This is a genomic window from Stutzerimonas sp. Brlt_14 (genome assembly GCF_051948915.1).
Taxonomy (GTDB): domain Bacteria; phylum Pseudomonadota; class Gammaproteobacteria; order Pseudomonadales; family Pseudomonadaceae; genus Stutzerimonas; species Stutzerimonas stutzeri.
On the sequence record NZ_JAYJLM010000002.1, the window covers coordinates 320,094 to 345,473 of the forward strand.

At 63.5% G+C, this 25,380-nt stretch carries 25 protein-coding genes and 1 riboswitch; of the genes, 16 read left to right on the forward strand and 9 right to left on the reverse strand.

The genetic code is table 11. The annotated features are described in order from the left end of the window. Complete coding sequence (locus VF716_RS05380) at positions 1-984, forward strand: alpha-L-glutamate ligase-like protein (RefSeq protein WP_011913170.1); 984 nt, start codon at positions 1-3, stop codon at positions 982-984. Between the two features lie 50 nt (positions 985-1,034). Next, positions 1,035-2,381 carry an aminodeoxychorismate synthase component I gene (pabB, locus tag VF716_RS05385; RefSeq protein ID WP_017245055.1) on the forward strand — a complete coding sequence of 449 codons (1,347 nt, stop codon included), beginning with the start codon at positions 1,035-1,037 and terminating at the stop codon, positions 2,379-2,381. A 40-nt stretch (positions 2,382-2,421) separates the two neighbouring features. On the opposite strand, the gene thrH is transcribed toward pabB, so the two are convergent. Beyond that, complete coding sequence (thrH, locus tag VF716_RS05390) at positions 2,422-3,039, reverse strand: bifunctional phosphoserine phosphatase/homoserine phosphotransferase ThrH (RefSeq protein ID WP_011913168.1); 618 nt, start codon at positions 3,037-3,039, stop codon at positions 2,422-2,424. 191 nt (positions 3,040-3,230) lie between these two features. Between thrH and VF716_RS05395 the strand changes: the two genes are divergently transcribed. Beyond that, the gene (locus tag VF716_RS05395) at positions 3,231-3,965 is read left to right on the forward strand and encodes a phosphoadenylyl-sulfate reductase (protein WP_011913167.1); all 735 of its coding nucleotides are present in this window, start codon (positions 3,231-3,233) and stop codon (positions 3,963-3,965) included. A gap of 57 nt (positions 3,966-4,022) precedes the next feature. Here the strand turns inward: VF716_RS05395 and cysB are convergent, their stop codons facing one another. Both cysB and VF716_RS05405 read right to left on the reverse strand, forming a co-directional pair. Beyond that, positions 4,023-4,997 carry an HTH-type transcriptional regulator CysB gene (gene cysB / locus VF716_RS05400; RefSeq protein WP_011913166.1) on the reverse strand — a complete coding sequence of 325 codons (975 nt, stop codon included), beginning with the start codon at positions 4,995-4,997 and terminating at the stop codon, positions 4,023-4,025. 176 nt (positions 4,998-5,173) lie between these two features. Then, positions 5,174-6,130, reverse strand: coding sequence for a putative 2-dehydropantoate 2-reductase (locus tag VF716_RS05405; protein WP_014596644.1), 957 nt, complete (start codon positions 6,128-6,130; stop codon positions 5,174-5,176). A 263-nt stretch (positions 6,131-6,393) separates the two neighbouring features. Here VF716_RS05405 and VF716_RS05410 point away from each other — a divergent pair, with 263 nt between their 5' ends. After that, positions 6,394-7,470: a 3-deoxy-7-phosphoheptulonate synthase gene (locus VF716_RS05410; protein WP_013982729.1), complete on the forward strand. Its 1,077-nt coding sequence runs from the start codon at positions 6,394-6,396 to the stop codon at positions 7,468-7,470. 31 nt (positions 7,471-7,501) lie between these two features. Here VF716_RS05410 and VF716_RS05415 read toward each other — a convergent pair whose 3' ends face one another. Continuing rightward, positions 7,502-7,795: a GNAT family N-acetyltransferase gene (locus VF716_RS05415; RefSeq protein WP_048329227.1), complete on the reverse strand. Its 294-nt coding sequence runs from the start codon at positions 7,793-7,795 to the stop codon at positions 7,502-7,504. 391 nt (positions 7,796-8,186) lie between these two features. On the opposite strand from VF716_RS05415, the gene VF716_RS05420 reads away from it, so the two are divergent. Then, on the forward strand, positions 8,187-8,441 hold the full coding sequence (locus VF716_RS05420; protein WP_003294452.1) for an Lpp/OprI family alanine-zipper lipoprotein: 255 nt from the start codon (positions 8,187-8,189) through the stop codon (positions 8,439-8,441). Between the two features lie 47 nt (positions 8,442-8,488). On the opposite strand, the gene VF716_RS05425 is transcribed toward VF716_RS05420, so the two are convergent. From VF716_RS05425 to VF716_RS05440, 4 genes are all read right to left on the reverse strand, one after another. Then, a complete protein-coding gene (locus VF716_RS05425) occupies positions 8,489-9,691 on the reverse strand; it encodes an ISL3 family transposase (protein WP_125886168.1) in 1,203 nt (400 codons plus the stop codon). A 125-nt stretch (positions 9,692-9,816) separates the two neighbouring features. Continuing rightward, positions 9,817-10,782 carry a L,D-transpeptidase family protein gene (locus VF716_RS05430; RefSeq protein WP_014596643.1) on the reverse strand — a complete coding sequence of 322 codons (966 nt, stop codon included), beginning with the start codon at positions 10,780-10,782 and terminating at the stop codon, positions 9,817-9,819. A gap of 68 nt (positions 10,783-10,850) precedes the next feature. After that, entirely contained in the window at positions 10,851-11,132 is a 282-nt protein-coding gene (locus tag VF716_RS05435; RefSeq protein ID WP_061373571.1) for a hypothetical protein, read from the reverse strand. 43 nt (positions 11,133-11,175) lie between these two features. Beyond that, a complete protein-coding gene (locus tag VF716_RS05440; protein WP_063543106.1) occupies positions 11,176-11,781 on the reverse strand; it encodes an arylesterase in 606 nt (201 codons plus the stop codon). A gap of 12 nt (positions 11,782-11,793) precedes the next feature. Here VF716_RS05440 and VF716_RS05445 point away from each other — a divergent pair, with 12 nt between their 5' ends. The 5 genes from VF716_RS05445 (at position 11,794) to VF716_RS05465 (ending at position 17,838) form a co-directional block, all read left to right on the forward strand. Further along, complete coding sequence (locus VF716_RS05445; protein WP_079328388.1) at positions 11,794-12,480, forward strand: ABC transporter ATP-binding protein; 687 nt, start codon at positions 11,794-11,796, stop codon at positions 12,478-12,480. Further along, positions 12,480-14,981, forward strand: coding sequence for an ABC transporter permease (locus VF716_RS05450; protein WP_440552127.1), 2,502 nt, complete (start codon positions 12,480-12,482; stop codon positions 14,979-14,981). The genes VF716_RS05445 and VF716_RS05450 overlap by 1 nt, the downstream gene beginning before the upstream one ends. 40 nt (positions 14,982-15,021) lie before the next feature. Further along, positions 15,022-15,519 (forward strand): transcription elongation factor GreB, encoded by a 498-nt coding sequence (greB, locus tag VF716_RS05455; RefSeq protein ID WP_265660209.1) that lies wholly within the window; start codon positions 15,022-15,024, stop codon positions 15,517-15,519. A 312-nt stretch (positions 15,520-15,831) separates the two neighbouring features. Next, positions 15,832-16,767 carry a triacylglycerol lipase gene (locus VF716_RS05460; protein ID WP_011913157.1) on the forward strand — a complete coding sequence of 312 codons (936 nt, stop codon included), beginning with the start codon at positions 15,832-15,834 and terminating at the stop codon, positions 16,765-16,767. A 63-nt stretch (positions 16,768-16,830) separates the two neighbouring features. Further along, positions 16,831-17,838, forward strand: coding sequence for a lipase secretion chaperone (locus tag VF716_RS05465; RefSeq protein ID WP_084899267.1), 1,008 nt, complete (start codon positions 16,831-16,833; stop codon positions 17,836-17,838). A 5-nt stretch (positions 17,839-17,843) separates the two neighbouring features. Here VF716_RS05465 and VF716_RS05470 read toward each other — a convergent pair whose 3' ends face one another. Further along, positions 17,844-19,259 carry a transglycosylase SLT domain-containing protein gene (locus tag VF716_RS05470; RefSeq protein ID WP_011913155.1) on the reverse strand — a complete coding sequence of 472 codons (1,416 nt, stop codon included), beginning with the start codon at positions 19,257-19,259 and terminating at the stop codon, positions 17,844-17,846. Between the two features lie 172 nt (positions 19,260-19,431). Here VF716_RS05470 and VF716_RS05475 point away from each other — a divergent pair, with 172 nt between their 5' ends. The 6 genes from VF716_RS05475 (at position 19,432) to VF716_RS05500 (ending at position 25,314) form a co-directional block, all read left to right on the forward strand. Then, positions 19,432-20,238: a TatD family hydrolase gene (locus tag VF716_RS05475; protein ID WP_011913154.1), complete on the forward strand. Its 807-nt coding sequence runs from the start codon at positions 19,432-19,434 to the stop codon at positions 20,236-20,238. A gap of 106 nt (positions 20,239-20,344) precedes the next feature. Then, complete coding sequence (locus VF716_RS05480; RefSeq protein WP_017245047.1) at positions 20,345-21,814, forward strand: methyl-accepting chemotaxis protein; 1,470 nt, start codon at positions 20,345-20,347, stop codon at positions 21,812-21,814. Positions 21,815-22,006: 192 nt separating this feature from the next. Then, a riboswitch (guanidine-I (ykkC/yxkD leader) is annotated at positions 22,007-22,104 on the forward strand. 131 nt (positions 22,105-22,235) lie between these two features. Continuing rightward, positions 22,236-23,051, forward strand: coding sequence for an ABC transporter permease (locus VF716_RS05485; protein ID WP_013982717.1), 816 nt, complete (start codon positions 22,236-22,238; stop codon positions 23,049-23,051). Further along, positions 23,048-23,935, forward strand: a complete 888-nt coding sequence (locus VF716_RS05490; RefSeq protein WP_078451645.1) for an ABC transporter ATP-binding protein — start codon at positions 23,048-23,050, stop codon at positions 23,933-23,935. The genes VF716_RS05485 and VF716_RS05490 overlap by 4 nt, the downstream gene beginning before the upstream one ends. A gap of 1 nt (position 23,936) precedes the next feature. Next, the gene (locus tag VF716_RS05495) at positions 23,937-24,665 is read left to right on the forward strand and encodes an urea amidolyase associated protein UAAP1 (protein WP_011913150.1); all 729 of its coding nucleotides are present in this window, start codon (positions 23,937-23,939) and stop codon (positions 24,663-24,665) included. A 13-nt stretch (positions 24,666-24,678) separates the two neighbouring features. Continuing rightward, positions 24,679-25,314, forward strand: coding sequence for an urea amidolyase associated protein UAAP2 (locus VF716_RS05500; protein ID WP_218651155.1), 636 nt, complete (start codon positions 24,679-24,681; stop codon positions 25,312-25,314). The last annotated feature ends 66 nt before the right edge of the window (positions 25,315-25,380 follow it).

The following is a 25,380-nucleotide window of genomic DNA, read 5'->3' on the forward strand; positions in this document are numbered from 1 at the left end:
ATGTTCGGTCTGATCAAGACGTGGAAGGCCCTGGAAGCCAAGGGCATCATGGGCATCAACCGCCGCAACGCGGACTACGTGCTCAAGTACAACAAGCGCAGCCTGTACCCGATCGTCGATGACAAGATCATCACCAAGCAGCGCGCGATCGAGGCCGGCATTCATGTGCCGGAGATGTACGGGATCATCGAGACCGAGAAGGACATCGACAAGCTCAAGGACATCGTCAAGGACCACACCGACTTCGTCGTCAAACCGGCCCAGGGTGCTGGCGGCGACGGCATTCTGGTGATCGCGGACCGTTTCGAGGGTCGCTACAAGACCGTATCCGGAAAGATCATGACCCATGAGGAGATCGAGCATCAGATCTCCAACATCCTCACTGGTCTGTATTCTCTCGGCGGTCACCGCGACCGTGCGCTGATCGAGTACCGCGTCACGCCTGATCCGATCTTCAAGAGCATCAGTTACGAAGGCGTGCCGGACATCCGCATCATCGTGCTGATGGGTTATCCGATCATGGCCATGCTGCGCCTGCCCACCCGCCAGTCCGGCGGCAAGGCCAACCTGCACCAGGGTGCAATCGGCGTCGGCGTGGATCTGGCGACCGGTATCACCCTTCGCGGCACCTGGCTGAACAACAAGATCACCAAGCACCCCGACACCACCAACGCCGTGGACGGCGTACAGCTGCCGAACTGGGACGGCTTCATGAAGCTGGCCGCCGGCTGTTACGAGCTCTGCGGGCTCGGCTATATCGGTGTCGACATGGTGCTCGATCAGGACAAGGGACCGCTGATCCTGGAGTTGAATGCACGCCCGGGCCTGAACATCCAGATCGCCAACGACTGCGGGCTGACCCACCGCGCCCATGCCGTGGAGAACCGTCTGGAAGAGCTCAAGGCAAAGGGCATCCAGGAAACCGTCGAGGAACGCGTGAAGTTCTCCCAGGAGCTCTTCGGCCACGTTCCGCCGCACGACTGACCCATTGGCCGGCCCGTGCATCTCGCGGGCCGGCCCATATCGATCCGACCATGCCCCTCTGCACGCTGCACCCCCTGCCCTATAAGGCCGATCCTGCTCACTGGTTCGAACGCATTCGTCATGCGCCCGGCGCCGTTCTGCTGGATTCCGGCCGGCCGGTAGCCGAGCGCGGCCGCTTCGACATCCTCAGCGCCTGGCCATCGGCGATCTTCGAGCCTGCCCAGAGCGAATCAGGGCGTGATTTTTTCCAGCGTTTGCGCCAGGCATTGCGCGACCTGGGGCCGGCCACGCTGCCCGACGGTTGCGAGCTGCCCTTCGCGGGCGGACTGATCGGCCTGCTGAATTATGACTTCGGCACGCGGCTGGAACGACTTCCACAGCGCGCACGCGATGACAGTGGTTTGCCGCTGGCGCGCCTGGGGCTGTATGGCTGGGCGTTGATCACGGATCACCAGCGTCGGACCAGTCAGCTGCTGTTCCATCCGGCCACCGCCCGGCCCGAACGTGAGCGCCTGGTCCGTCTGTTCGAAACGGCATCCCCTGCCGCAGCCGCGCCATTCAGGCTGCATGGGCGGTTCACTCCGGATATCTCGCGGGATGATTATCGCCGCGGCATCGGGCGCATCCAGGCCTATATCCAGGCGGGCGACTGCTACCAGGTGAACTTCACCCAGCGTTTTCGCGCCGCCTGTTCGGGTGATGCATGGAGTGCCTATAGCGCCCTGCGCAAGGCTTGCCCGACACCATTCGCCGGGTTCGTCGGGCTTGGCGATGGCGCCATCGTCAGCCTTTCGCCGGAACGCTTCCTGCGGCTGCAGGGCGGCCGGGTGGAGACGCGGCCGATCAAGGGTACGCGGCCCCGCGGGCATGACGAGCAGAGCGATGCCGCACAGGCGCAGGCACTACTGGCCAGCGAGAAGGATCGTGCCGAGAACCTGATGATTGTCGATTTGCTGCGCAACGATCTCGGCCGCAGCTGTCGCATCGGCAGCGTGCGCGTCCCGCAGCTGTTCGCGCTGGAAAGCTACCCCAATGTCCATCACCTGGTGAGCTGTGTCACCGGCGAGCTCGCCGACCGGCTGGACGCATTCGATCTGCTGGCCGGCAGCTTTCCTGGCGGGTCCATTACCGGAGCGCCGAAGATCCGCGCCATGCAGATCATCGACGAGCTGGAACCTACCCGCCGCTCGATTTACTGCGGGTCGCTGCTGTATGTCGATGTCAGGGGGGAAATGGACAGCTCCATCGCCATCCGTACCCTGCTCGTCCGTGGCGGACAAGCCAGCTGCTGGGGCGGTGGCGGCATCGTCGCCGACTCGGACTGGCAGGCGGAATACCAGGAGTCGATCGACAAAGTGAAGGTGCTGCTGGAAACGCTGGAGCAGCTATCAGGCTGAGGCGACCGATCAACGGAACGGCCGCCTCGATCCGGACAGATCAGAGCGTCAGCTTGCGGTTCGACGCCTTGAGGAACTCCTGCTTGAGCGCATCGAAGGTATGCACTGCCGGGAATTGCGGGAACTCGGCGATGACATTGTCCGGCGCATGGAACAGGATGCCGGCATGGGCTTCGCTGAGCATGGTGGTGTCGTTGTAAGAGTCACCCGCAGCGATGACACGGTAGTACAGGCTCTTCAGCGCGATGACCGACTGGCGCTTGGGGTCCTTCTGGCGCAGCTGATAGTCCACCACGCGGTCGGTCTCGTCGGTGATCAGGCGATGGCAGAGCAGCGTCGGGAAGCCCAACTGGCGCATCAGCGGCTGGGAGAACTCGTAGAAGGTGTCGGACAGGATCACCACCTGGAAACGCTCGCGCAGCCAGTCGATGAACTCCGGCGCGCCTTCCAGCGGCTTCAGCGTTGCGATGACCTTCTGGATATCGGCGAGCTTCAGGCCGTGCTCGTCGAGGATGCGCAGGCGCTGCTTCATCAGTACGTCATAGTCGGGAATGTCCCGTGTGGTCGCCCGGAGCGATTCGATTCCGGTGGCCTCGGCAAAGGCGATCCAGATTTCCGGAACCAGCACACCTTCCAGGTCGAGACAGGCTATTTCCACGGGCCACTCCTCAATGCAGAAAATTGAAGGCGGCACTCTAACGGCAGCTCGCAGCCGAAGCAACGCAGCGCTTATACCCGAAAAGGCTGATAAACGTATCTAAACGTTATTTAGCGGCATAAACCCCTTTTGCTACCATCCGCCGCCTCAGAGCGCCGAAGCGCCGTGGACATTTATAAGGAAGCCGCCTGATGAGCACCTCCATCGACGTCGCCGCGTTGGCTACAGCCTACGCCGAGAAATCGCCGCAAGACGTTCTTAAGCTCGCCTTCGATCTGTTCGGCGATGACCTGTGGATCTCATTCAGTGGCGCCGAAGACGTGGTACTGCTGGATATGGCCTGGAAGCTGAACAAGAGCGTCAAGGTGTTCACCCTCGATACCGGACGCCTGCACAGCGAGACCTATCGCTTCATCGAGCAGGTCCGTGATCACTACGGCATCGCCATCGAGATCATGACCCCGGACCCGGCGTTGCTGCAGCCGCTGGTCAACGAAAAGGGCCTGTTCAGTTTCTACCGCGACGGTCATGGCGAATGCTGCGGTATCCGCAAGATCGAGCCGCTGCGCCGCAAACTGTCGACAGTGCGCGCCTGGGCCACCGGCCAGCGGCGTGACCAGAGCCCTGGCACCCGTAGCCAGGTTGCAGTACTGGAACTGGATACCGCGTTCTCGACACCGGACCACCCGCTGTACAAGTTCAACCCGCTGGCACAGATGACCAGCGAGGAAGTCTGGGGCTACATCCGCATGCTGGAAATTCCCTACAACAGCCTGCACGAGCGCGGGTTCATCAGTATCGGCTGTGAGCCCTGCACTCGGCCGGTGCTACCGAACCAGCACGAGCGTGAAGGTCGCTGGTGGTGGGAGGAAGCCACCCACAAGGAATGCGGGCTGCACGCCGGCAATCTGATCGCCAAGAGCTGACCGCACACTCATGCGGTAGACAGGTTGGCGCCAGCGCCGAACCCGTGTCTCGAATGATCAGTAGGTCGGCAGCTGCATGCCGTCGAACAGCTCATCCAGTTCCGCCTTGTTGCGGCACTGGATGGCCTTTTCCAGCATGTCCCGGTTCAGATGCGGGGCGAACTGCTGGATGAAGTCGCACATGAAGCCGCGCAGGAAAGTGCCGCGGCGGAAGCCGATCTTGGTCACGCTGGACTCGAACAGCTCACTGGCATCCAGCACCACCAGATCCGAATCCAGGTTCGGGTCCACCGCCATGCGCGCCACGATACCAACGCCCAACCCGAGCCGGACATAGGTCTTGATCACGTCAGCGTCGGCTGCGGTGAAAACCACCTTCGGCGAAAGCCCACGATGGCCGAAGGCTTCGTCGAGCTTGGAGCGCCCGGTGAAACCGAACACGTAAGTCACGATCGGGTGCTCGGCCAGCGCCTCGAGGGTGAGCTTGTCCAGCTTCGCCAGCGGATGGCCGCGAGGCACGATCACGCAGCGGTTCCACCGATAGCAAGGCATCATCACCAGGTCGCCGAACAGTTCCAGCCCCTCGGTTGCGATGGCGAAATCGACCGTCCCGTCGGCGGCCATTTCGGCGATCTGCATCGGCGTACCCTGGTGCATGTGCAGCGACACGTCCGGGTACTGCTTGATGAAGCTGCTGATCACCTGAGGCAACGCATAACGTGCCTGGGTGTGGGTGGTCGCGATGCTCAGGGTGCCCTTCTTTTCGTTGGAGAACTCCTGGGCAATCTGCTTGATGCTCTCGCACTTGCGCAGAATCTCGCCAGCCGTGGTGATGATGCGCTCTCCAGCAGGTGTCACCCGCGTCAGATGCTTGCCACTGCGGGCGAACACTTCGACGCCGAGTTCATCCTCCAACAGGCGAATCTGCTTGCTGATGCCGGGTTGCGAGGTGAACAGACTCTGGGCAGTTGCCGAAACGTTGAGGTCATGGTGCGCCACTTCCCAGATGTAACGCAGTTGTTGAAGCTTCATAGAAATCCCTCAAGGCAAAGGCACCACTGCGCCTGCCGCAACACTTATAACCTTATGAACGGTGCGCCAACGGATGATAGATGTTCCGCCTGGCTTTTGCTGTGCGACCTTTGGTCTGACTCGCCGCGACTGCCGTTGAGCTTAGCAGTGCGGCGAAAACCGGGCCGGCGTTTGTGTCAGGCGCCGTTACGCTGCTCCAGGAAGCGCAACAGGCGATAGATCATTTCGGTACGGGGCATCGATATGCCCTGCTGCGCAGCTGCGGCAAGCGGTGCGGCATAGATCGCCTCCAGCTCCATCGGCCGGTTGTGTAACCTGTCGTGATACATGCTGGGCAGGTAGTCGGGCATGCGTGCCGTTCCCATCAGCAACTTCTCCGGGAAATCCTCTGGCAGCGCACAACCCAGCGCCTGCGCCGCAGCGCAGACCTCCTGCATGATGGCCTTGATCTGCGCCCGCGTGTCGTCGCTGGCGAGCAGCGACTCGGTACCAGCGTCGAGCAGAGCCGAGAGGCCGTTGAACGGCACGTTCCACACCAGCTTCATCCAGCGCGCCTGTGCCAGGCTGGGCATCGGTGAAGAATCCACCCCGGCCCGACGGAACATCTCGACCATCTCGCCCAGTAATACCTGTTGTGCCTGCGGGTCATGCCCGGCTGGCCCGGAATGGTAGCCAAGGTTGACCCCGCCAAGGGCCTGATGCTCGACCACGCCGGGCGCGGAACGATGTGCACAGATCGCACACAGGCCGCCCAGCAGGTGCACGCTGGCCGGCAGAAATGGCCTGAGCACATCCTCCACACCCAGCCCGTTCTGCAGTACCACCACCTTGCAATCGGGTGCTGCGACCTGAGCGATGAGCGGCGCCAGCTCCCGGTTGCTGGTGCTTTTAGCCCCCACCAGTAGCCAGTCGCAGGGAGGCATCTGGGCCGCAGCGCGGTAAATCTGCGGCTGCTCCAGCAATAATGGCCCATGCACCGCGCTATTGACCTGCAGGCCACGGGCGAGGACGGCGTCGTATTCGCTGCGCAACAGGAAATGCACATCGAAGCCGGCGCGCGCCAGCATCAAGCCGTAGAAGCCTCCGATGGCACCCGTGCCGATGATGCCTATACGTGGATTGGCTGCAGACATAAGCACTCCAGGTCATGTGGCCGGCGGGATACCTGCGCCAACCGATTGAAAAAGCAGAACGATAGCAGCCCGACGATGCGCATCACAGCGTCCCGCTTGGCGTTGCGAAGATCGACAGGCGGATCGACTCAATACGCCATCAATCTCGTTGTCGATTAAGCCCTTTAGCGCTAAGGTTCCGTTTCCCCGCTGCGCCCTCAAGTCCAGTTCCGCCGCACCGGGATCGCTGGCGGACGGCTCCCGTGATTCCTGACGAGTGACAAATGGCTGATTTACCAATCGACGACCTCAACGTTGCGTCCAACGTGACCCTGATCACGCCGGAGCAACTGAAGCGTGAAATCCCGCTGACCGCCTCGGCATTGCAGACCGTCTCCCATGGTCGTCAGGTCGTACGCGACATTCTCGACGGCAAGGATCACCGCCTGTTCCTGGTGATCGGCCCCTGCTCCATCCATGACCTGAAAGCCGCCCACGAGTACGCCGAGCGCCTCAAGGTCCTGGCGGAAAAGGTGTCCGACAGCCTGTTCCTCGTCATGCGCGTGTATTTCGAGAAGCCCCGTACCACTGTCGGCTGGAAAGGCCTGATCAACGATCCCTACATGGACGACTCGTTCAAGATCCAGGACGGTCTGCACATCGGCCGCAAGCTGCTGCTCGATCTGGCGGAGATGGGCCTGCCCACCGCCACCGAGGCACTCGACCCCATCTCTCCGCAGTATCTGCAGGATCTGATCAGCTGGTCGGCGATCGGCGCGCGCACCACCGAATCGCAGACGCACCGCGAGATGGCGTCCGGGCTGTCCTCGGCTGTCGGCTTCAAGAACGGCACCGACGGCAGCCTGACCGTGGCCATCAACGCGCTGCAGTCGGTTTCCAGCCCGCACCGTTTCCTTGGCATCAACCAGTCTGGCGGCGTGTCCATCGTCACCACCAAGGGCAACAACTACGGCCATGTGGTGCTGCGCGGTGGTAACGGCAAGCCCAACTACGACTCGGTCAGCGTCGCGCTCTGCGAGCAGGAGCTGCACAAGGCGGGCATTCGCCCGAACATCATGATCGACTGCAGCCATGCAAACTCCAACAAGGACCCTGCCCTGCAGCCGCTGGTGATGGACAATGTCGCCAACCAGATCCTCGAAGGCAACAATTCCATTGTCGGCCTCATGGTCGAAAGCCACCTTGGCTGGGGCAATCAGGCCATTCCGAAGAACCTGTGCGATCTCAAGTACGGAGTGTCCATTACCGACGCCTGTATCGACTGGGACACCACCGAGAAAGCCGTGCTGAGCATGCATGACAAGCTCAAGGACGTGCTGCCCAAAAGGCAGCGCGGCTAGGAAGAAAAAACGCCGGTCTCCCGGCGTTTTTTTATGGCTCTGGCGTGGCCTGGCCAGAGCCCGTTCGATTGCGTTCGATGTAGCGTTCCACATATGAGCATGAAGGGATGACCTGATAGCCCTCGCGCTCGGCGTAATCGAGCGCATGCTGCGCCAGGGCCGCTGCGATGCCTCGCCCACGCAATGCGTCCGGAACGAAGGTGCGATACATATCCAGTGTCTGCTTGCCAAGATCCATGTAGGCAAGGTAGGCGCAGTGACCTTCGATCATCGCCTCGAAGCGATGGCCAGCCTGGTCGTGATGGACGCGCACCGTGTCGCTCATCGTGACTCCTTCAGCAGGATTGTCCTGTCTTCTTGTTTTCGGGTGGCTGCACCAGGGACGTGTCGTCGGCAGCCGCATACATTCACAGACGTCTTTTCTACCTCTTTCGAAGTCGTTCGACCAGCCTTGCGTTGATCATTATTTGCACGCCCTGCACCGGAACTTTCGATGCGTGATGCAATCAGGCAACTATGATGGGTCTTTGGGGAACCAGCGCTGGATGTTTTTTATCCAACTTGCCGGGATGAGAGACAAAGCAAAGGCAGTTTGAAAAAAAACCTGTAGCGCCTGCGCCCACTCAGTTTACTTAAGCTAAGTTATAGGTAGTATGTGCGCGCAAACTTTCCATAACGGAAGTTGCTTTATGGATTTCCACCTTAAGGGGAACAAGATGAACAACGTTCTGAAATTCTCTGCTCTGGCTCTGGCCGCAGTTCTGGCTACCGGTTGCAGCAACAGCATGACCAAAGAAAGCGAAGCTCGCCTGACCGCGACCGAAGACGCCGCTGCTCGCGCCCAGGCTCGCGCTGACGAAGCGTACAGCAAGGCCGACGAAGCTCTGGCCGCCGCTCAGAAGGCTCAGCAGACTGCTGACGAAGCCAACGAGCGTGCTCTGCGTATGCTGGAACGCGCCAGCCGCAAGTAAGCTTGTAAAAGCAAAAAAGCCGACCCTCAAGGTCGGCTTTTTTAGGTTCATCGCGCTTTCCCGGGGAAGGCGGCCTTGATTTTCAGGAAGAAGTAGTCAGAGTCCCGGAAGCCATAGGCCATCCGCTTGATCACCTTGATGCGGTTGTTCACGCCTTCCAGGACGCTGGTGTGCAGGGGGAAGCGGGCGCTTGCGAGGATGCCACGGGCGTATTTGCGCAGATTCCGGGCAAAGCGTTGGAGCGGCGCCAGACCGCTGTCCCGAGCATGCCGCAGCCAACTTCGCCAGCGCCGCCAGCCCTCCCGCACAGTGGGGGCGTACCAGACGTCCTTTAACGCATCCTTGAGCACGTAGACCGTGGCCAATGGCTGGTTGGCGGCGAGCAACTCTTGCAACTGCACGGCTTGGCCGTCCTTCAGGTTTTCGCGATTGCGCAGCAACAGCCAGCGGCTCTGCTTGACCACCTTGCGTACCGGTTTGTCATCGCGCAGGAGATTGGCCTGGTCGACGCGGATACGGTCGATCACCTCACGCCCGTAGCGCGCCACCACATGGAACAGGTCGTACACCACTTCGGCTTGAGGGCAGTGCCGCTTCACCTCCAAATCGAAGGCGGTGTTCATGTCCATCGCCACCGCTTCGATCCGTTGGCAGCGCTCGCCCAGTAACTCAAAGAATGGGCGGATCGCCTCGCGGCTGTTGCCATGACCGACCCATAGCACCCGCGTGCGCTCGGCATCCATGATCACCGTGGCGTAGCGATGGCCTTTGTGCAGGGCGAACTCGTCCATCACCAGGCGACGCACATCACCCGGCTCGAAGGTGCCGACGGCGGCATCCAGCCGACGTTTGTCGAGTTGCTTGAGCGTGTGCCAGTGTAAGCCGGTGAGGCGGCTGACGTGGCTGATCGGCAGCAGTTGCAGCAAAGCCTCGAGCCAGGCCTGCAAGCGCCGCGTCAGGCGAGATGCAGGCTCCAGCCAGTCGACCCGCTCGGTCACCCGACCACAGTTCAGGCAGTCGACTCGGCGCACTGGTAGTTGAAGCAGGACGCGCTGATCGAACAAATCACGATCGCGCACCAGACGAATCCGGCGCTCATGAATCAAAGGGCTGAGCTGGCCACAACGCCCGCATTTGGGAACCGAGCCAGCTTGAGGCTCAAGCTCAATCAGAAGGGAGTTGTTGGCGGATGAGCGACAGGCAACGGCTTCATAGCCTGGCCAGAAAGCAGCAAGATCAATAGGATGCATGGCGGCAGCAGGGCGTGGGGGGTTGGTTCGTTTGGCGACTGCCAATTTACCCACTTCCCTGACTGTCAACGCGCTCTTCCCCCAGACTCCGCGATGAACCCTTTTTTATGCCCGCGGAAAAGCAGTCAGAACAACTGCTCTTCATGGACGGCGACTTCGGTCCGCTGCTCGGCGATCTGGATCGGCAAGCCGTCTTCGCCAGCAATGATCTCGCGCACCATTTCCCAGTCCAGGTGCAACTTGCCCGCGGCCTCGTCACGCTTGAGCAGGGTATTGATGACGACGGCGTGCTTGTCCATCAGTGTCAGCGTCTTTTGATCACCGTCTTCCAGCGGCGCATGGGCTTCTAGATAGACCTTGCCCTCGCTGACGCCGAACTTGTAGGGCTCGTCGACGATACGCACCGGCGTTCCGACTTTCACCATCTTCGCCAGTTCGAGCACGTTGTGGTTGAGCATACGGAAGCAACCGTGGCTCACCCGCATGCCTATACCGAACTTCTTGTTCGAGCCATGAATCAGGTAGCCCGGAAGCGAAAGGCTCATCTTGTATGGGCCGAGAGGATTGTCCGGGCCTGGCGGAACCACCGTCGGCAACGGATCGCCATCGGCGGCGTGCTCTTCGCGAATCGACTTCGGCGGATACCAGGCCGGGTTGCTGGTCATGGCCGTGATCCGGGCTGTTCCAACCGGAGAACCCCAGCCCTCTCGGCCGATACCCAACGGGAAGGTATGCACTACGTTCTTGCCTTCCGGGTAGTAGTACATCCGGTACTCGGCAATGTTGATCACAATGCCCTCGCGCGGGCCCGGCGGGAGGATGAAACGGGTCGGCAGAATGATGTCGGTGCCCTCGCCCGGCAGCCACGGGTCGACACCCGGGTTGGCCGCGACCAACTCCAGATAGCCAAGATCGTGGGCTTCACCGATGGCAGCGAAGGTATCTTCGTACTTCGCCTTGATGACCTGAATCTGGCCGACGATGTCTTCGCCTTCCGGCGGCAGCGGCAGTTCGAGCGCCGCGCTGGGGCCCGCCGAAAGCAAAGCAGCGAATGACAAACAGGAGGCGACCGCAAACGCGCGCGAGACCATTGAAGAGTCCTTGAGAATCCAGAGTAGAAGGATAGATGCGATTGTACTTGAACCGACCGAAACGTGAGCTACCAGGCCGCAGTGGCAGACGGAAGGCCCTTGCGGCGCGCCTCGAGCAGCTGACGGCAGCTGGGACACAACTGGCGGTCCTTCAGCGTAGCCCGCTCGAGCTCCCTCCAGCGCGGCTGAGCCGGCAGCAAACCGCCACACAGGGTGCGGTCGGCATTGCCGTTCAGTTCCAGCTGCCGCAACGCCAGGTGCAGTCGATTCTCGCGGCAGGCGAACATGTCGTACTGCTCGTCCGGCACGATGAGTCGATAAGCGTAAAGGGTCCTGGCTGAGCGCGACATCTGAGGCTCCAATCGAGGGCGCGACAGTAGCTGCGCCCACGCATCAAAGCAAGGGTTCGAGTGCCGGCCAGACCGTCTCCAGCAGCTGACTCTGCGCCTCGGCCGTCGGGTGAATGCCATCGGCCTGCATCATGCCGCTGACGCCGCCGACGCCATCCAGCAAGAACGGCACGTAAGCAACGCTTTTCTCCGCTGCAAGCGAGTCGAATGCATCGGCAAATGCGCGGGTGTAGCGCTGCCCCAGATTCGGCGGCATGCGCATCCCGAGCAACAGAACCTCGGCACCCGCTTCGCGGCTGCGATCGATCATCTCGGCAAGATTCTGTTTCAATTGCACAGGCGACTGCCCACGCAATCCGTCATTGCCGCCCAGCTCGAGAATGACCACCGCAGGGGTGTGCGCCTCGAGCAGCGGATCCAGCCTGGCGAGCCCGCCAGCCGTGGTGTCGCCACTGATAGAGGCGTTCACCACACGCCAGGATTCATCGCCCTCGACGAGGCGTTCCTGCAGCAGATGCACCCAGCCCTGGCTGGTTTCCAGCCCGAAAGCGGCGCTGATACTATCGCCGACCACCAGTACGGTTCCGGCCAGGGCTCCCTGAGCCCAGCACAGCAGCGCCAGGGCCCCGCATTTCAGCCATCTTCGCATCGGATCCCCCTCATGAGCGGCAACATTCTCGACGCCCGGAACCTTAACAAAGTGGTACCCAGCGCGGAAGGCGAGCTGAGCATCCTGGCCGACCTCTCATTGCAACTGGCCAAGGGCGACAGCCTGGCCATCGTCGGCACCTCAGGGTCGGGCAAGTCGACATTGCTCGGCCTGCTGGCCGGGCTCGATCTGCCAAGTTCGGGCGAAGTTCATCTGGCCGGCCATGCACTGGCGGCGCTCGACGAAGACCAGCGGGCGCGGGTGCGTGCCGAACACGTCGGTTTCGTCTTTCAATCGTTCCAGCTGCTCGACAGCCTCAATGCTCTGGAGAACGTCATGTTGCCGCTGGAGCTGGACGGGCGCCACGATGCTCGCGAGCGCGCCACCGAGCTGCTCTCCCGCGTCGGCCTGGGCGAGCGCCTGCAGCATTATCCCCGCCAGCTATCCGGTGGCGAGCAGCAACGCGTCGCACTGGCCCGCGCCTTCGCCGCCGAGCCCGAGGTGCTGTTTGCCGACGAACCCACCGGCAACCTCGACACCCATACTGGCGCGCATATCACCGAACTGTTGTTCGAGCTTAACCGCGAGCGCGGCACGACCCTGGTGCTGGTCACCCACGACGAGCGCCTGGCCAGACGCTGCCATCGCGTGCTTCGCCTCGAGGGCGGGCGCCAGATCGCCAGCGAGACGAGCGAATGATGGGCCTACCCAAGGCGCGCCTGTTCGCTATGGCTTACCGGCAGTTGCTGCGTGACGCTCGCGCCGGCGAGTTGCGCGTGCTGTTCTTCGCTCTGTTGATCGCCGTCGCTGCCAGTACCGCCATCGGCTATTTCGGTGCACGCCTGAACGACGCCATGCTGCTGCGGGCCAGCGAGTTCCTTGGCGCCGACCTGGTGCTGGGCGGCAGCGCACCCGCCTCGGCGCAACAGATCGACGCCGGCAAGGCACAGGGGCTGGAACATGCCCAGCTGGTCGAATTCTCCAGCGTCATCGCCACCGACCAGGACTTGCAGCTCGCCAGTGTCAAAGCGGCCAGCAGCAGCTATCCCCTGCGCGGCGCCTTGCGCAGTGCGGCGCAGCCCTACGGCACCGAAGAAGCCGGCGCCGGTCCGGCCCCGGGTGAAGCCTGGGCCGAGGCCAGGCTGTTCGCCGCCCTGGACCTGGCAATCGGTGACGACATCGAAGTCGGCAACAAGCTGCTGCGCCTGACTCGCGTGTTGACCTACGAGCCCGATCGGGTCGGTGATTTCTACAGCCTGACGCCACGCGTGCTGATGCACCTGGACGATCTTGCGGCGACCGGTGTCGTCCAGCCCGGCAGCCGAGTTCGCTACCGGGAGCTCTGGCGCGGCGAAAGCACTGCACTGGCGGCTTACCAGCAGGCGCTGCAGCCCGGTCTGCAAGCCCATCAACGCATCGAAACCGCCGGCGATAGCAACCGGCAGATAGGGGGCGCACTGGGCCGTGCGGAACGCTATCTGAACCTCGCGAGCCTGGCCGCCATTCTGTTGGCAGGCGTTGCCGTCGCACTGTCGGCTGCCCGCTTCGCCACACGCCGCTTCGATGCCAGTGCGCTGCTCCGATGCCTGGGCCTTTCCCGCCATGACGCGCTGCTGCTCTATGCCTTGCAACTGGGCATGCTTGGCCTGCTGGCCAGCCTCGTCGGCGCCCTGCTCGGCTGGGCCGCACAGCACGGGCTGTTCTATCTCCTGCGCGATCTGCTGGCGCAGGAGATTCCCCCCGGCGGCATCTGGCCCGCCGCAGCCGGTGTGGCCACGGGTCTGGTGGCGCTGGCGGGCTTTGCCCTCCCGCCATTGGCAGGACTGGGTCGCGTACCACCATTGCGAGTACTGCGCCGCGACCTGCTGCCGGTGCCACCCAGCGCCTGGCTGGTGTACGGCACGGCGATCCTGGCCCTCGGCCTGATCATGTGGCGGCTGAGCCTGGACCTGAAGATCACCCTGGCTCTGCTGGGCGGCGGCCTGCTTGCCACGCTGGTGCTGGGAGGCCTGCTGCTGCTCGGCCTGAAGGGTATGCGTCGCCTGCTTGCCGGCGCCTCGCTGAGCTGGCGGCTGGGTCTGGGTCAGCTGCTGCGGCATCCGCTTGCAGCCGCCGGCCAGGCACTTGCCTTCGGACTGATCCTGTTGGCCATGGCATTGATCGCCCTGTTGCGCGGCGAGCTGCTCGACACCTGGCAGGACCAGTTGCCGGACGACGCACCCAACCATTTCGTACTCAACGTCTTGCCTGCAGAAAAGGATGCCTTCGCCGAGCGAATCGACGCACTCTCCAGCCATGCCGCGCCGCTGTATCCGGTGGTGCCGGGCCGACTCGTGGCGATCAATGGCGAGCCGGTCCGCCAGCTGGTCAGCAAGGAGTCCCAGGGCGAACGCGCGATTCGTCGCGATCTCAGCCTGACCTGGTCGGCCGACCTGCCCAAGGACAATCATCTGGTGGCTGGCCAGTGGTGGCATGAGCGGGCCGAGGCGGAGCTGCCAGGCGTGTCCGTCGAGGCCGAACTGGCCGAAAGCCTGCAGCTGAAGCTGGGCGACCAGCTGAGTTTCACCATAGGCGGGCTGACGCGTGACGCTCGCGTCACCAGCCTGCGCGAGGTCAACTGGGACAGCTTCCAGCCCAACTTCTACATGATCTTCGAGCCCGACACCCTGCAGGGCATGCCGGCCACCTACATGACCAGCTTTCACCTGCCACCAGGCAACGAGCGCGAACTGGTGGAGCTGGCGCGGGCGTTCCCGTCGGTGACCCTGCTCCAGGTGGAGGCGCTGCTGGCCCAGCTGCGCAGCATCCTCGCGCAGGTCTCGCTGGCGGTGGAGTACGTACTGCTGTTCGTGCTGGCGGCGGGGCTGGCCGTGCTCTTCGCCGGTCTGCAAGCGACACTGGACGAACGCATCCGCCAGGGTGCGCTACTGCGCGCGCTAGGGGCCGAACGGCGTCTGCTGCTGAGGGCGCGCCGGGCCGAGTTCGGATTGCTCGGTGCTGCCAGCGGCCTGCTCGCCGCGCTTGGCTGCGAACTGGTGAGCGCCCTGCTCTATCACTATGCGTTCGACCTGCGCTGGCAGCCGCATCCCTGGCTGTTGTTGTTGCCGCTGATCGGCGCGCTGCTGATCGGCAGCGCCGGGCTGATCGGCACGCGTCGCGCCCTCAACGCGAGCCCGTTGAGCGTACTGCGCGAGAACTGAAGCGCTACAATCGGCGCTTTTGCAGCGAGGTCGGAATTCAATGAGCCGTTATCGCCCACCCCGCCCGGCCGGCACGCCGCTGATCACACCAGAAGGCGAGGCCCGGCTGCGCGCCGAATTGCACGAACTGTGGCATGTCAGGCGACCACAGGTTACCCAGTCGGTCAGCGAAGCCGCCGCCCAGGGCGACCGTTCGGAGAACGCCGAGTACACCTACGGCAAGAAGATGCTGCGCGAGATCGACAGCCGTGTTCGCTTTCTGACCAAGCGTCTGGAAAAGCTGAAAGTCGTCAGCGAACGACCCAGCGACCCCAAAAAGGTGTACTTCGGTGCCTGGGTGACGCTCGAGGATGAAGACGGTGAGCAGGCGCGCTACCGCATCGTCGGTCCCGATGAGCTGGACCTGCGCCAGGGCATGATCAGCATCGATTCACCCCTCGCCCGCGCACTGGTCGGCAAGGCGCTGGACGCTGAGGTGCAGGTGCAGACGCCAACCGGAACAAAGCTCTGGTACGTCGTCGCCATCGATTACCCATGACCAGGCAGTCAGATACAGAATATTTAGTCACGATAATCGTCGATCATGCAGGCTTTAAACGCTCATGTTCTGCGAAAAAGCCTGATCATCACCTAATCACCCACTCCGGCGTTTCGCTTCGTAACAGGCACACCCAACATGCCTGATAGCGCAACGCTAGCCGCATCGCTGCGATCCGCCAGTTAGAGCGGACGCTGCCGAGTGGGTCGGCTCTGGCACGAATGCTGCGCTGGCAAGGGCGCAGTACGCGCCATGCGCGGTGAACGGCAAGGGACTGCCCCATAGCCCGATTCACATTCGAAGAGTGCGTCCATGAACAAGAACAAAACCTTGCTCGCCCTCTGTCTCGGAAGCGCCCTGGCGCTTTCCGGTCAGGCATTCGCTGCCACCGGCAGCGGCTACACCGCCACGAAGTACCCGATCGTGCTCGCCCACGGCATGCTGGGTTTCGACAGTCTGCTGGGCATCGACTATTGGTATGGCATCCCCAGTGCGCTGCGCCGAGACGGCGCGCAGGTCTATGTCACCGAAGTCAGCCAGCTCAACACATCGGAACTGCGTGGCGAGGAACTGCTGGCCCAGGTCGAGGAAATCGTTGCTATCAGCGGCAAGCCGAAGGTCAACCTGATCGGCCACAGCCACGGCGGACCGACCATCCGGTACGTGGCAGGCGTACGGCCGGACCTGATCGCCTCGGTCACCAGTGTCGGCGCACCCCACAAGGGCTCCGACGTGGCGGATCTGATCCGCAAGGTTCCAGAGGGTTCATCCGGTGAGGCCATAATCGCCGGCTTGGTGAACGCCATGGGCGCGTTCATCAACTTCGTCTCCGGCAGTTCCAGCACCGCTCCGCAGAACTCCCTGGGTTCGCTGGAATCGCTCAACAGCGAGGGCGCGGCCCGCTTCAATGCCAAGTTCCCCCAGGGCATACCCACCACCGCATGCGGCGAAGGCGCTTACAAGGTCAATGGCGTGCACTACTACTCCTGGAGCGGCACCAGTCCGCTGACCAATCCGCTGGACGTGAGCGACGCCATGATGGGCGCCGGCTCGCTGGCCTTCAGCGGACCCAATGACGGGCTGGTCGGACGCTGCAGCTCGCACCTGGGGATGGTGATCCGCGACAACTACCGCATGAACCATCTGGACGAGGTCAACCAGTTCATGGGGCTGACCAGCCTGTTCGAGACCGATCCGGTCAGCGTCTACCGCCAGCACGCGAACCGATTGAAGAACGCGGGGCTCTGACGCAGCCGTTTCCTTGAACCAGGCCGGGATCATCGATCCCGGCCGCTACCGAAAGGCGAGTCCATGAGCAGATCCATCCTTCTGTTGCCGCTGGCCATCGCGCTGGGCCTGGGCTTCTTTATCGCCCGGCCCGAATCCACCGTGACGCCGGTGGCAGAAGCACCCGCATCGTCTCCCGCCGCCAACCTCACTGCCGCTCGTCCTGCCCAGCGCACAGCGACCGGCGCGGCACCGCAGGTCATGGCGAAGCTGCCCGCCTCCTTCAAGGGCACCGAGGTCGACGGCCAGTTCCAGCTGGACGCCGCCGGCAACCTGATCATCAGTCCAGAGCTGCGTCAGCTGTTCGACTACTTCCTCAGCGCCATTGGCGAGGAGCCGCTCAAACAGAGCATCGAGCGCCTGCGGCGCCATATCGCTGCGCAATTGCCGGAGCCTGCCCAGGCGCAGGCACTTGCCGTACTCAACCAATATCTCAACTACAAGCGCCAACTCGTTGATTTAGAAGCGCAGCATCCTCGGGTTGCGGACCTCGCCTCGATGCGGGGCCGGTTGAGCGCCGTACGAGCGCTGCGCGCGCACGCGCTCGATCCGGCGACTCACCAGGCGTTCTTCGGCCTGGAAGAAGCCTATGACCATTTCAGTCTGGAGCGGTTGGCCATTCGCTTCGATCCCGCGCTGGACAGCGATGCCAAGGGTCGCGCGATCGACCAGCTGCGAGCCGGGCTGCCCGCTGAACTGCAGGACCTGCTGATGCCCCAGCTGCAGACCGAACTGCGTGAGCAGACCACCGCCCTGCTGGCGAACGGAGCGGGTCCACAGCAGCTGCGGCAGCTGCGCCAACAAACGGTCGGCAGCGAGGCAGCGGATCGGTTGGAGGCACTGGATCTGCAACGACGGCAGTGGCAGCAGCGCATCGCCAGCTACCAGCAGGAGCGTACCCGTATCGAAACCGCCCGCGGGCTGGATGAGGTCGAACGCCGTGCCGCCGTCGAACGGCTTGAAGCACAGCGCTTCAGCGACGGTGAGCGCCTGCGTCTGCTCGCGGTTGTGCAGGAGGATCGGACTCGCTGAGCGAGTCAGTTGGCGGCGGTCTTGCGGTCCGCCTCCAGCAGATAGCGTTCGCGCTGGTAGGCCAGGTAGTACTTGTTGACGCTGTTGACGTAGGCCACGACTCCCATGCCGACCGTTTCCATGGCGATGCGCTCGACCTGGAAGAACCACTGGTCCGGGTTGAGGCCGCGCCGCCTGGCTTCGGCGCGCATGCTCTGCACGCGCTGCGGCCCCAGGTTGTAGGCAGCGAGGATGAACGCCATGCGCTCGCGCTCGTTCAACCGCGGGCTGGCGAAATGGTTGCGACGGATATTGGCCAGGTACCTGGCGCTGGCCTGCACATTGTTGTCCAGCTGCTGGACGTTGCTCACGCCCATTGCGCGCGCGGTCGCCGGCGTCACCTGCATCAGGCCGGTGGCACCGCCTGCGCCTCGTGCGGCGGGGTTGAGCGTCGACTCCTTGAACGCCAGCGCGGCCAGATTCAGCCAGTCCAGCTCGATCTGCTCGGCGTAGCGCTGCAGGGTCGGGCGGACCTTTTCCAGGCGCTGGCGGCCAACCCGATCCAGCGGATACTGCACCTTGTACAGTCGCCGGTAGACCCGTTCGAAGGCTGCATCCTGATTGTCGGGGAGGTCATAGTCCTTCAGGAACCGATCGGCACTGGCCCGGAGCATGCTGGCCTCCTTGCGCACGAACCAGTGCATGCTGGTCTTCTCGCCAAGACTCAGGTGCTGCTCGATGCGCAGCTTCGGCATGACCTTGGCCCAGCGCTGGGCGATGGTCTGCTCGACGACTGTCGCCGGGTAGACCCCGGCCTGCACCATCTCCAGCACATCCTCCACCGCCAGCGTCGGGTCGACCCACTCGGCGACAATGGGGGCCAGCTTGCGCTCCATCAGCTGCTTGTTCAGCTGCGTCAGTGCGGGCCCGGCCGCGCTGCCCGGCGGCAGCGCCAGGCTGCGGCCGGAGAGCTGTTCGAGGCGCTGGTAGCGCGGCCCACCCTGGCGGCTGACCAGCACCAGGGCAACGTCGCTGACCACCGGTCGGCTGCGGCTGATGCCCTTCATACCGGTCAGTGGAAGCAGCTCCCCGGGTGCAACCAGATCCCCTTCGCCGCGCTGCAGCGCTCCGAGCAACTGGTCCTTAGCCTTGGGAACGATCTTGAGGGTGATGGCCTTTCCGGATGCGGCGTTGCGGTTCAGGTACTGTTCGAAGGCGCGCAAGCGGGCGTACTCCACGCCGATCGCCTCGCCCTTGATCTCACCGGAGCTGTTGCGGCTCTGGTTGACCAACACCCGCAACACGCCGCTGCGGCGGATTTCGGCGAGATCACGTACCTTGTCGCTCGATTGCCAGGCCTCCGGTCCGGCCATGCGGGCGCTTGCCGTGAGCGGCAGCGAACCCAGCAACAGACAGAGCAGAAGTGGCAGCAATCGTGACATCGAAGATGTACCGGTTTGGGACACGAAGAACGCTGATGCGGTGCTCCCTGCCCGCAAAAGGTGGCAAAGATTCGCACAGCTCGAACGAATGCGCCAGTTTCGCCTAAAAAACTGGTTTAGCTATATTTCCTATCTATATGATTTAAATAACATTTAATTTTTAGAGGTTCTCATGCAACTCGTGGATATCGGGGTCAACCTGACTCACCGCTCGTTCGCCTCCGCCCCCTCCGCGGTGGTGGAGCGCGCCAGAGCCGCCGGTGTGACGCAGATGGTGCTGACTGGCACGAGCCTCGCGGAAAGCGAAGCCGCCCTGTCCTTGTGCCGTGAACTCGATGAATCCCGCCAGCACCTGTTCAGCACCGCCGGCGTGCACCCGCATGACGCCAGCCAGTGGACCGGAGACAGCGCCAGCCAGCTGCGCGCCCTGCTGGCCGAGCCCGAGGTGCGTGCCGTCGGTGAGTGCGGGCTGGACTTCAACCGCGACTTCTCGCCCCGACCGCAACAGGAACGCGCCCTGGAAGAGCAGCTGCAACTCGCAGTGGAAAGCGCAATGCCGGTGTTCCTCCACGAACGGGACGCCAGCGAACGATTGGTGGCGATCCTGAAACCATTCCGTGATCGGCTCAGTGCAGCGGTCGTGCATTGCTTCACCGGCGACAAGCGGGCGCTGTATGCCTATCTCGACCTCGATCTGCACATCGGTATCACCGGCTGGATCTGCGATGAGCGGCGAGGCACCCATCTGCATCCTCTGGTGCGGGACATCCGTGCGGACCGGCTGATGCTGGAAAGCGACGCCCCCTACCTGCTGCCTCGCAGCCTGCGACCAAAGCCGAAAAGCGGACATAACGAACCGGCGTACCTGCCGGAAGTGCTGCGCGAGGTGGCCCGCCATCGTGGCGAAAGCGAAGCTCAGCTGGCCGCGCATACAACCCTGACGGCGCGCCAGTTCTTCGGCCTGCCGGACATCGATTGATTCGCAGATTGCACTCAAGCTCCGCGCCTGGCGGCCGTTAATTATCCCGTCGTGCCGAAAGCGCCAAGCCGCGCTCCGGGAACCCTCAAATAGAAGAAGAGCAGCCATGGCCGTTTGGATTCGCGATCTGTCGCTCAAGTACAAGTTCTGGGCGCTCAACATGGTGAGCTTCGTCATCGCCCTGTTGCTGGTGCTTTACGCCGTGCAGTTGGAGCAGAGCGCACGCAGTGCCGATGCACGCAGTGCCGCCCAGGCGCGCGCAAGCGTGCTGGCAGCCTGGCCGAATGACGCGGCATTGCCGCAGGCCGCTGATCTGACCCTCTATCCCGCGGGGCAGCGCGCCGTGATCGGACGTCAGTCACTGGCCGACTCCGGCTGGACAGCACTGGACCACGACCGCCTGTTTTCCACCCATCCGCTGATCGGTGTGGAAATGCTGTCCCGGCCCGACGGTCAGAAGCTCGCGGTTATGGCTCGCGCTCCCAGCGTGATCCAGGTACTGGGGCAACATTTTTTCAGCTATGCCGCCGCCGTCGCCGTGCTGATGCTCGGTCTGCTCGCCGCCTCGCAGATGCTGATCCGTTTCCTGCTCAGCCACCTGAACACGCTCAAGGACGTCATGCTGCACGTCGAGCGCAGCGGCGACCTGCAGGCCCGCGTGCCGCTGGACAGCCGTGACGAAGTCGGTCAGATGGCCGGCGCATTCAATGCGATGCAGGGCGGCTATCAGCGCGTCGTCAGCACCGTCGCCCAGGCCGCCGCGCGCCTGGATCAGGGCGCAAGCCGGCTGGCCTCGAGCATGAACGATGTGCATAGCGGCATGCGCGGCCAGCAAGGCGAAACCGACCAGGCAGCCACGGCGATCAACGAGATGAGCGCCACGGTGCATCAGATTGCCGAACATGCCCGCGAAACCCGCGACCTGTCGCAGAATGCCGATCGCCTCGCAGGCGACGGCCATCGGGTGGTCGGGCGGGTGGAGAAGTCCATTTCCAGCCTGTCCCAGGGTGTGCAGCAGACCGGCGAGATGATCGAGCAGCTCGCTGCCGACAGCCAGAAGATCAACGGTGTGGTCAGCGTGATTCACAGCATCGCCGAGCAGACCAACCTGCTGGCGCTCAACGCTGCGATCGAAGCCGCCCGCGCCGGTGAGCAGGGTCGCGGTTTCGCCGTGGTGGCCGACGAGGTACGCAACCTGGCCAAACGCGTTCAGGACTCCACCGACGAGATCACCCAGATGATCACCGGACTGCAATCGATGACCCGCGATGCCGTGGAATTCATGCAGGAGAGCTCGCTCAAGGCCGACGATTGCGTGCGTGAGGCCCACGAGGCCGCCCAGGCCCTGGAAGCCATCGCCGAAGCCGTGGCGCAGATGCGCGAAAGCAACACGCAGATCGCCGTGGCCGCCGAGCAGCAGAGCCAGGTCGCCGAGGAGCTCAACCGCTCGGTTACCGGCATTCGCGACGTCACCGAGCGCACCGTGGAGCAAACCGTCAGCTCCGCCAGCACCAGCGCCGAACTCGCCGCGCTCTCCACCGACCTCAGTCGTGCCATCGGCCAGCTCAGGCTCTGAGGTACGCTTCGCGCCGCGTGCACCACAACGCGGCGCGGCCTGCCCGATAAACAGGCAGCACCCCGTCTCATGCCCCATGAAGGGGCGTCTCGCCAGCCTTGGTTCAGCGCAAAAGCCGCTGACACCTGTCCATCGCGCCTTGGCACCGCTCTTGCTTTGTCGATCCTGCAGGCGAAGCTGCTGCGACAATTCGAAATAGCCGACTAGGGTTCCGACTCGCTCGCGAGTGGCTGGTCCGAGAGTTGGCGACCTCCAGTGAGGTTACACGGCGGGATAAAAGCCCGGGAGAACAGCGTGATCCGCACGCAGCTCCTGCGCCATCCCCAAACACTGGAGGGTTTGCCATGTGCCCGCTCGTATCGGCTCTGCCGTTCACCGCCCTGCCCGTTCTAGCAGCTGTCGCAAACCGGGGCACCTGCCCATGCGCCTGATCAATCGAACGCCGAGCCGCAGCGGCTGGCTTGCTCTGGCCATACTGCCCTTCGCCCTGTTGCTGGCGCTGTACCTGACCAGCTCTACCCAGCGCCTGGAGATCAATCCCAACGACAAGCTGCTGCCCAGCTTCGGCCAGATGAGCGCGGCTGTCGAACGCCTCGCCTTCACCCCGGACAAGCGCTCGGGCGACTACCTGTTCTGGCAGGACACCGCCTCGAGTCTCAAGCGCCTCGGTAGCGGACTGGCCATCGCCGCCGTGGCCGGCCTCTGCCTGGGCGTCGCCGCCGGCACCCTGCCGCTGTTCGGTGCGCCGCTGTCGCCCCTGCTTACCGTGCTGTCGATGGTGCCACCGCTGGCGATCCTGCCGATCCTGTTCATCGTGTTCGGGCTGGGCGAGCTGTCCAAGGTGATGCTGATCGTCATCGGCATCACCCCGATCCTCGCCCGCGACCTCGAGCAGCGTGCTCGCGAGATACCCCGCGAACTGCTGATCAAGGCGCAGACCCTCGGCGCCAACACCTGGACGCTGATCCTGCGCCTGGTGTTGCCGCAGCTGCTGCCGCGCCTGCTCATCAGCCTGCGCCTGGTGCTCGGCTCGGCCTGGCTGTTCCTCATCGCCGCCGAAGCCATCGCCTCCACGGACGGGCTCGGCTACCGCATCTTCCTCGTACGCCGCTACATGGCCATGGACGTGATCCTGCCCTACGTCGCCTGGATCACCCTGCTGGCGTGGGCCATGGATTTCTCGCTGCGGCGCCTGACCCAGCTGCTGTTCCCCTGGTATGAAGGAGCCAAGGCATGAGCGACAGAAAGAGCGCAGCCGTTGCGGGCGGATCCGTCGCCCACCTGGAGCACGACGCACCTATAAGCCGCAGCGCAGGCGATGCCAGACCGTTCATCCAGGTCAGGAATGTCTGGCAGCAGTATGGCGACCAGGTGGTGCTGGAGCGCCTGAACCTGAAGATTGCCGAAGGTGAGTTCTGCACCCTGGTCGGTGCCTCCGGTTGCGGCAAGTCGACCTTCCTGCGGCTGCTGCTCGGCCAGGAAGCGCCCAGCCGTGGCGAGATCCTGCTGGATGGCCAGCCATTGGCAGACGAACCGGACGCCAGCCGCGGCGTGGTTTTTCAGCGCTACTCGGTATTTCCGCACCTGACGGTGCTGGACAACGTCGCCCTCGGCCTGGAACTGCCGCGCGCCCCGCTGCTGGGTCGTCTGCTCGGACGCCGCAAGCGCGATGCCCGTGAGCAGGCTGCGCAGATGCTGCACAAGGTCGGCCTCGGCCATGCGCTGGACAAGTACCCGGCGCAGCTCTCCGGCGGCATGCAGCAGCGCCTTGCCATCGCCCAGGCGCTGGTGATGAAGCCCCGCGTGCTGCTGCTCGACGAGCCCTTCGGCGCCCTCGACCCCGGCATTCGCAAGGACATGCATGAGCTGCTGCTGGAGCTGTGGCGGGAAACCCGGCTGACGGTGTTCATGGTCACCCATGACCTCTCGGAAGGCTTCACCCTCGGCAGCCGCATCCTGGTCTTCGACAAACCGCGCATCGATCCCCACGCCCCGGGTGCCTATGGCGCACGGGTGACCTACGACATTCCATTGCACGAGGGCCGCCATGCTCCCGGCGCGTCCGCAGGCCTGCCGACCGCCCTCGCCGACTCTTTTCGCACTGCCTATCAAGGAGCCTGACATGAGTGCTTCACTCGCGATCCGTCCCACGCTGTACGAGGAAACCGTTCCTGGCGGCGGCCACACCTCCTTCGTCCTCAAGCGGGGCCAACTGCTGCGTCTGAGCGATCTCGAAGGCGGCGCCAACGTCAGCCTGATGCTGCTCAACGCCCAAGAGAAGAGCGAGCGGCTGAACCTGCCGGATACCCTCAAGGGCCAGCACACCGCCAAGCTCACCGCCGGGCATTGCCTGTACTCGGACATGGGGCGCGTACTCGCCGCCATCACGGCCGACACCTGCGGCTGGCACGACAGCTTCGGCGGCGTGCTGAACGCTGATGAAGTCGCCGAGAAGTACGGCCAGGGCCGCTATCAGGAACTGCGTAACGGCTTCTTCCGCAATGGCACCGACAACCTGCTGGTGGAAATGGGCAAGTGGAACCTGAACCTGCAGGACCTGCTCATGGTGCTCAATCTGTTCAGTCGCGTGGACGTCACCGCCGACGGTGCCTTCGCCTTCCACCAGGGCCACTCCAAGGCCGGCGATTACATAGAACTGTACGCACCGATGGACACCCTGGTGATCCTTACCGCCCTGCAGCATCCGCTGGACCCCAATCCGCTGTACGCACCCAAACCGGTGCAGCTGAGCTGGCACAAGGTCGAGAGCGATGGCATCAGCGTGCTCTGCCGCACCTCGCGCCCGGAAAACGGCCGTGCCTTTCACAACACCGAACGTCTGTACATCTGAGGAGGTGGCCGCGATGAGCCTTACCGAAAGCAGCCTGCACCCCGAAACCGCCGCCTTCCGCCATGTGATCCCGGCCGGCGAACCGTACCTGTTCGAAGTCAAGGCCGGACAGACCCTGCGCCTGCTCGATCTCGAAGGCAACCAGGCGGTGGACACGCTGTTCTTCAGCGCGAAAAACCCGCGCGAGCGCTACGACCCGCAGCGCACCCTGCGCCGGCAGAACCGCGTCTACCTCACCATCGGCACGGTGCTCTATTCGAACCTCGGCAATCCGCTTCTGACCATCACCGCCGACACCTGCGGCCGCCATGACACCCTCGGCGGGGCCTGCGCCCAGGAGAGCAACGTGGTGCGCTACGCGCTAGACAAGCGCTACATGCACAGCTGCCGTGACAACTTCCTGCGCGCGAGCCTCAACGACGGTCGCCTGACCAAGCGCGACATTGGCGCCAACATCAACTTCTTCATGAACGTGCCGGTGAGCCCCGAAGGCGGCCTGACGTTCGCCGACGGCATCTCCGCGCCAGGCAAGTATGTGGAGCTGAAGGCCGAGCAGGACGTGATCGTGCTGATCTCCAACTGCCCGCAGCTGAACAACCCCTGCAACGGCTGGAACCCGACGCCCGCCGAGGTGTTGGTGTGGAACTGATGCCGCTGTTGCGTCGCTACCTGCTGCCGCTGCTGCAGGCACGCGCCGGGCAGCGACCCCAGCGGC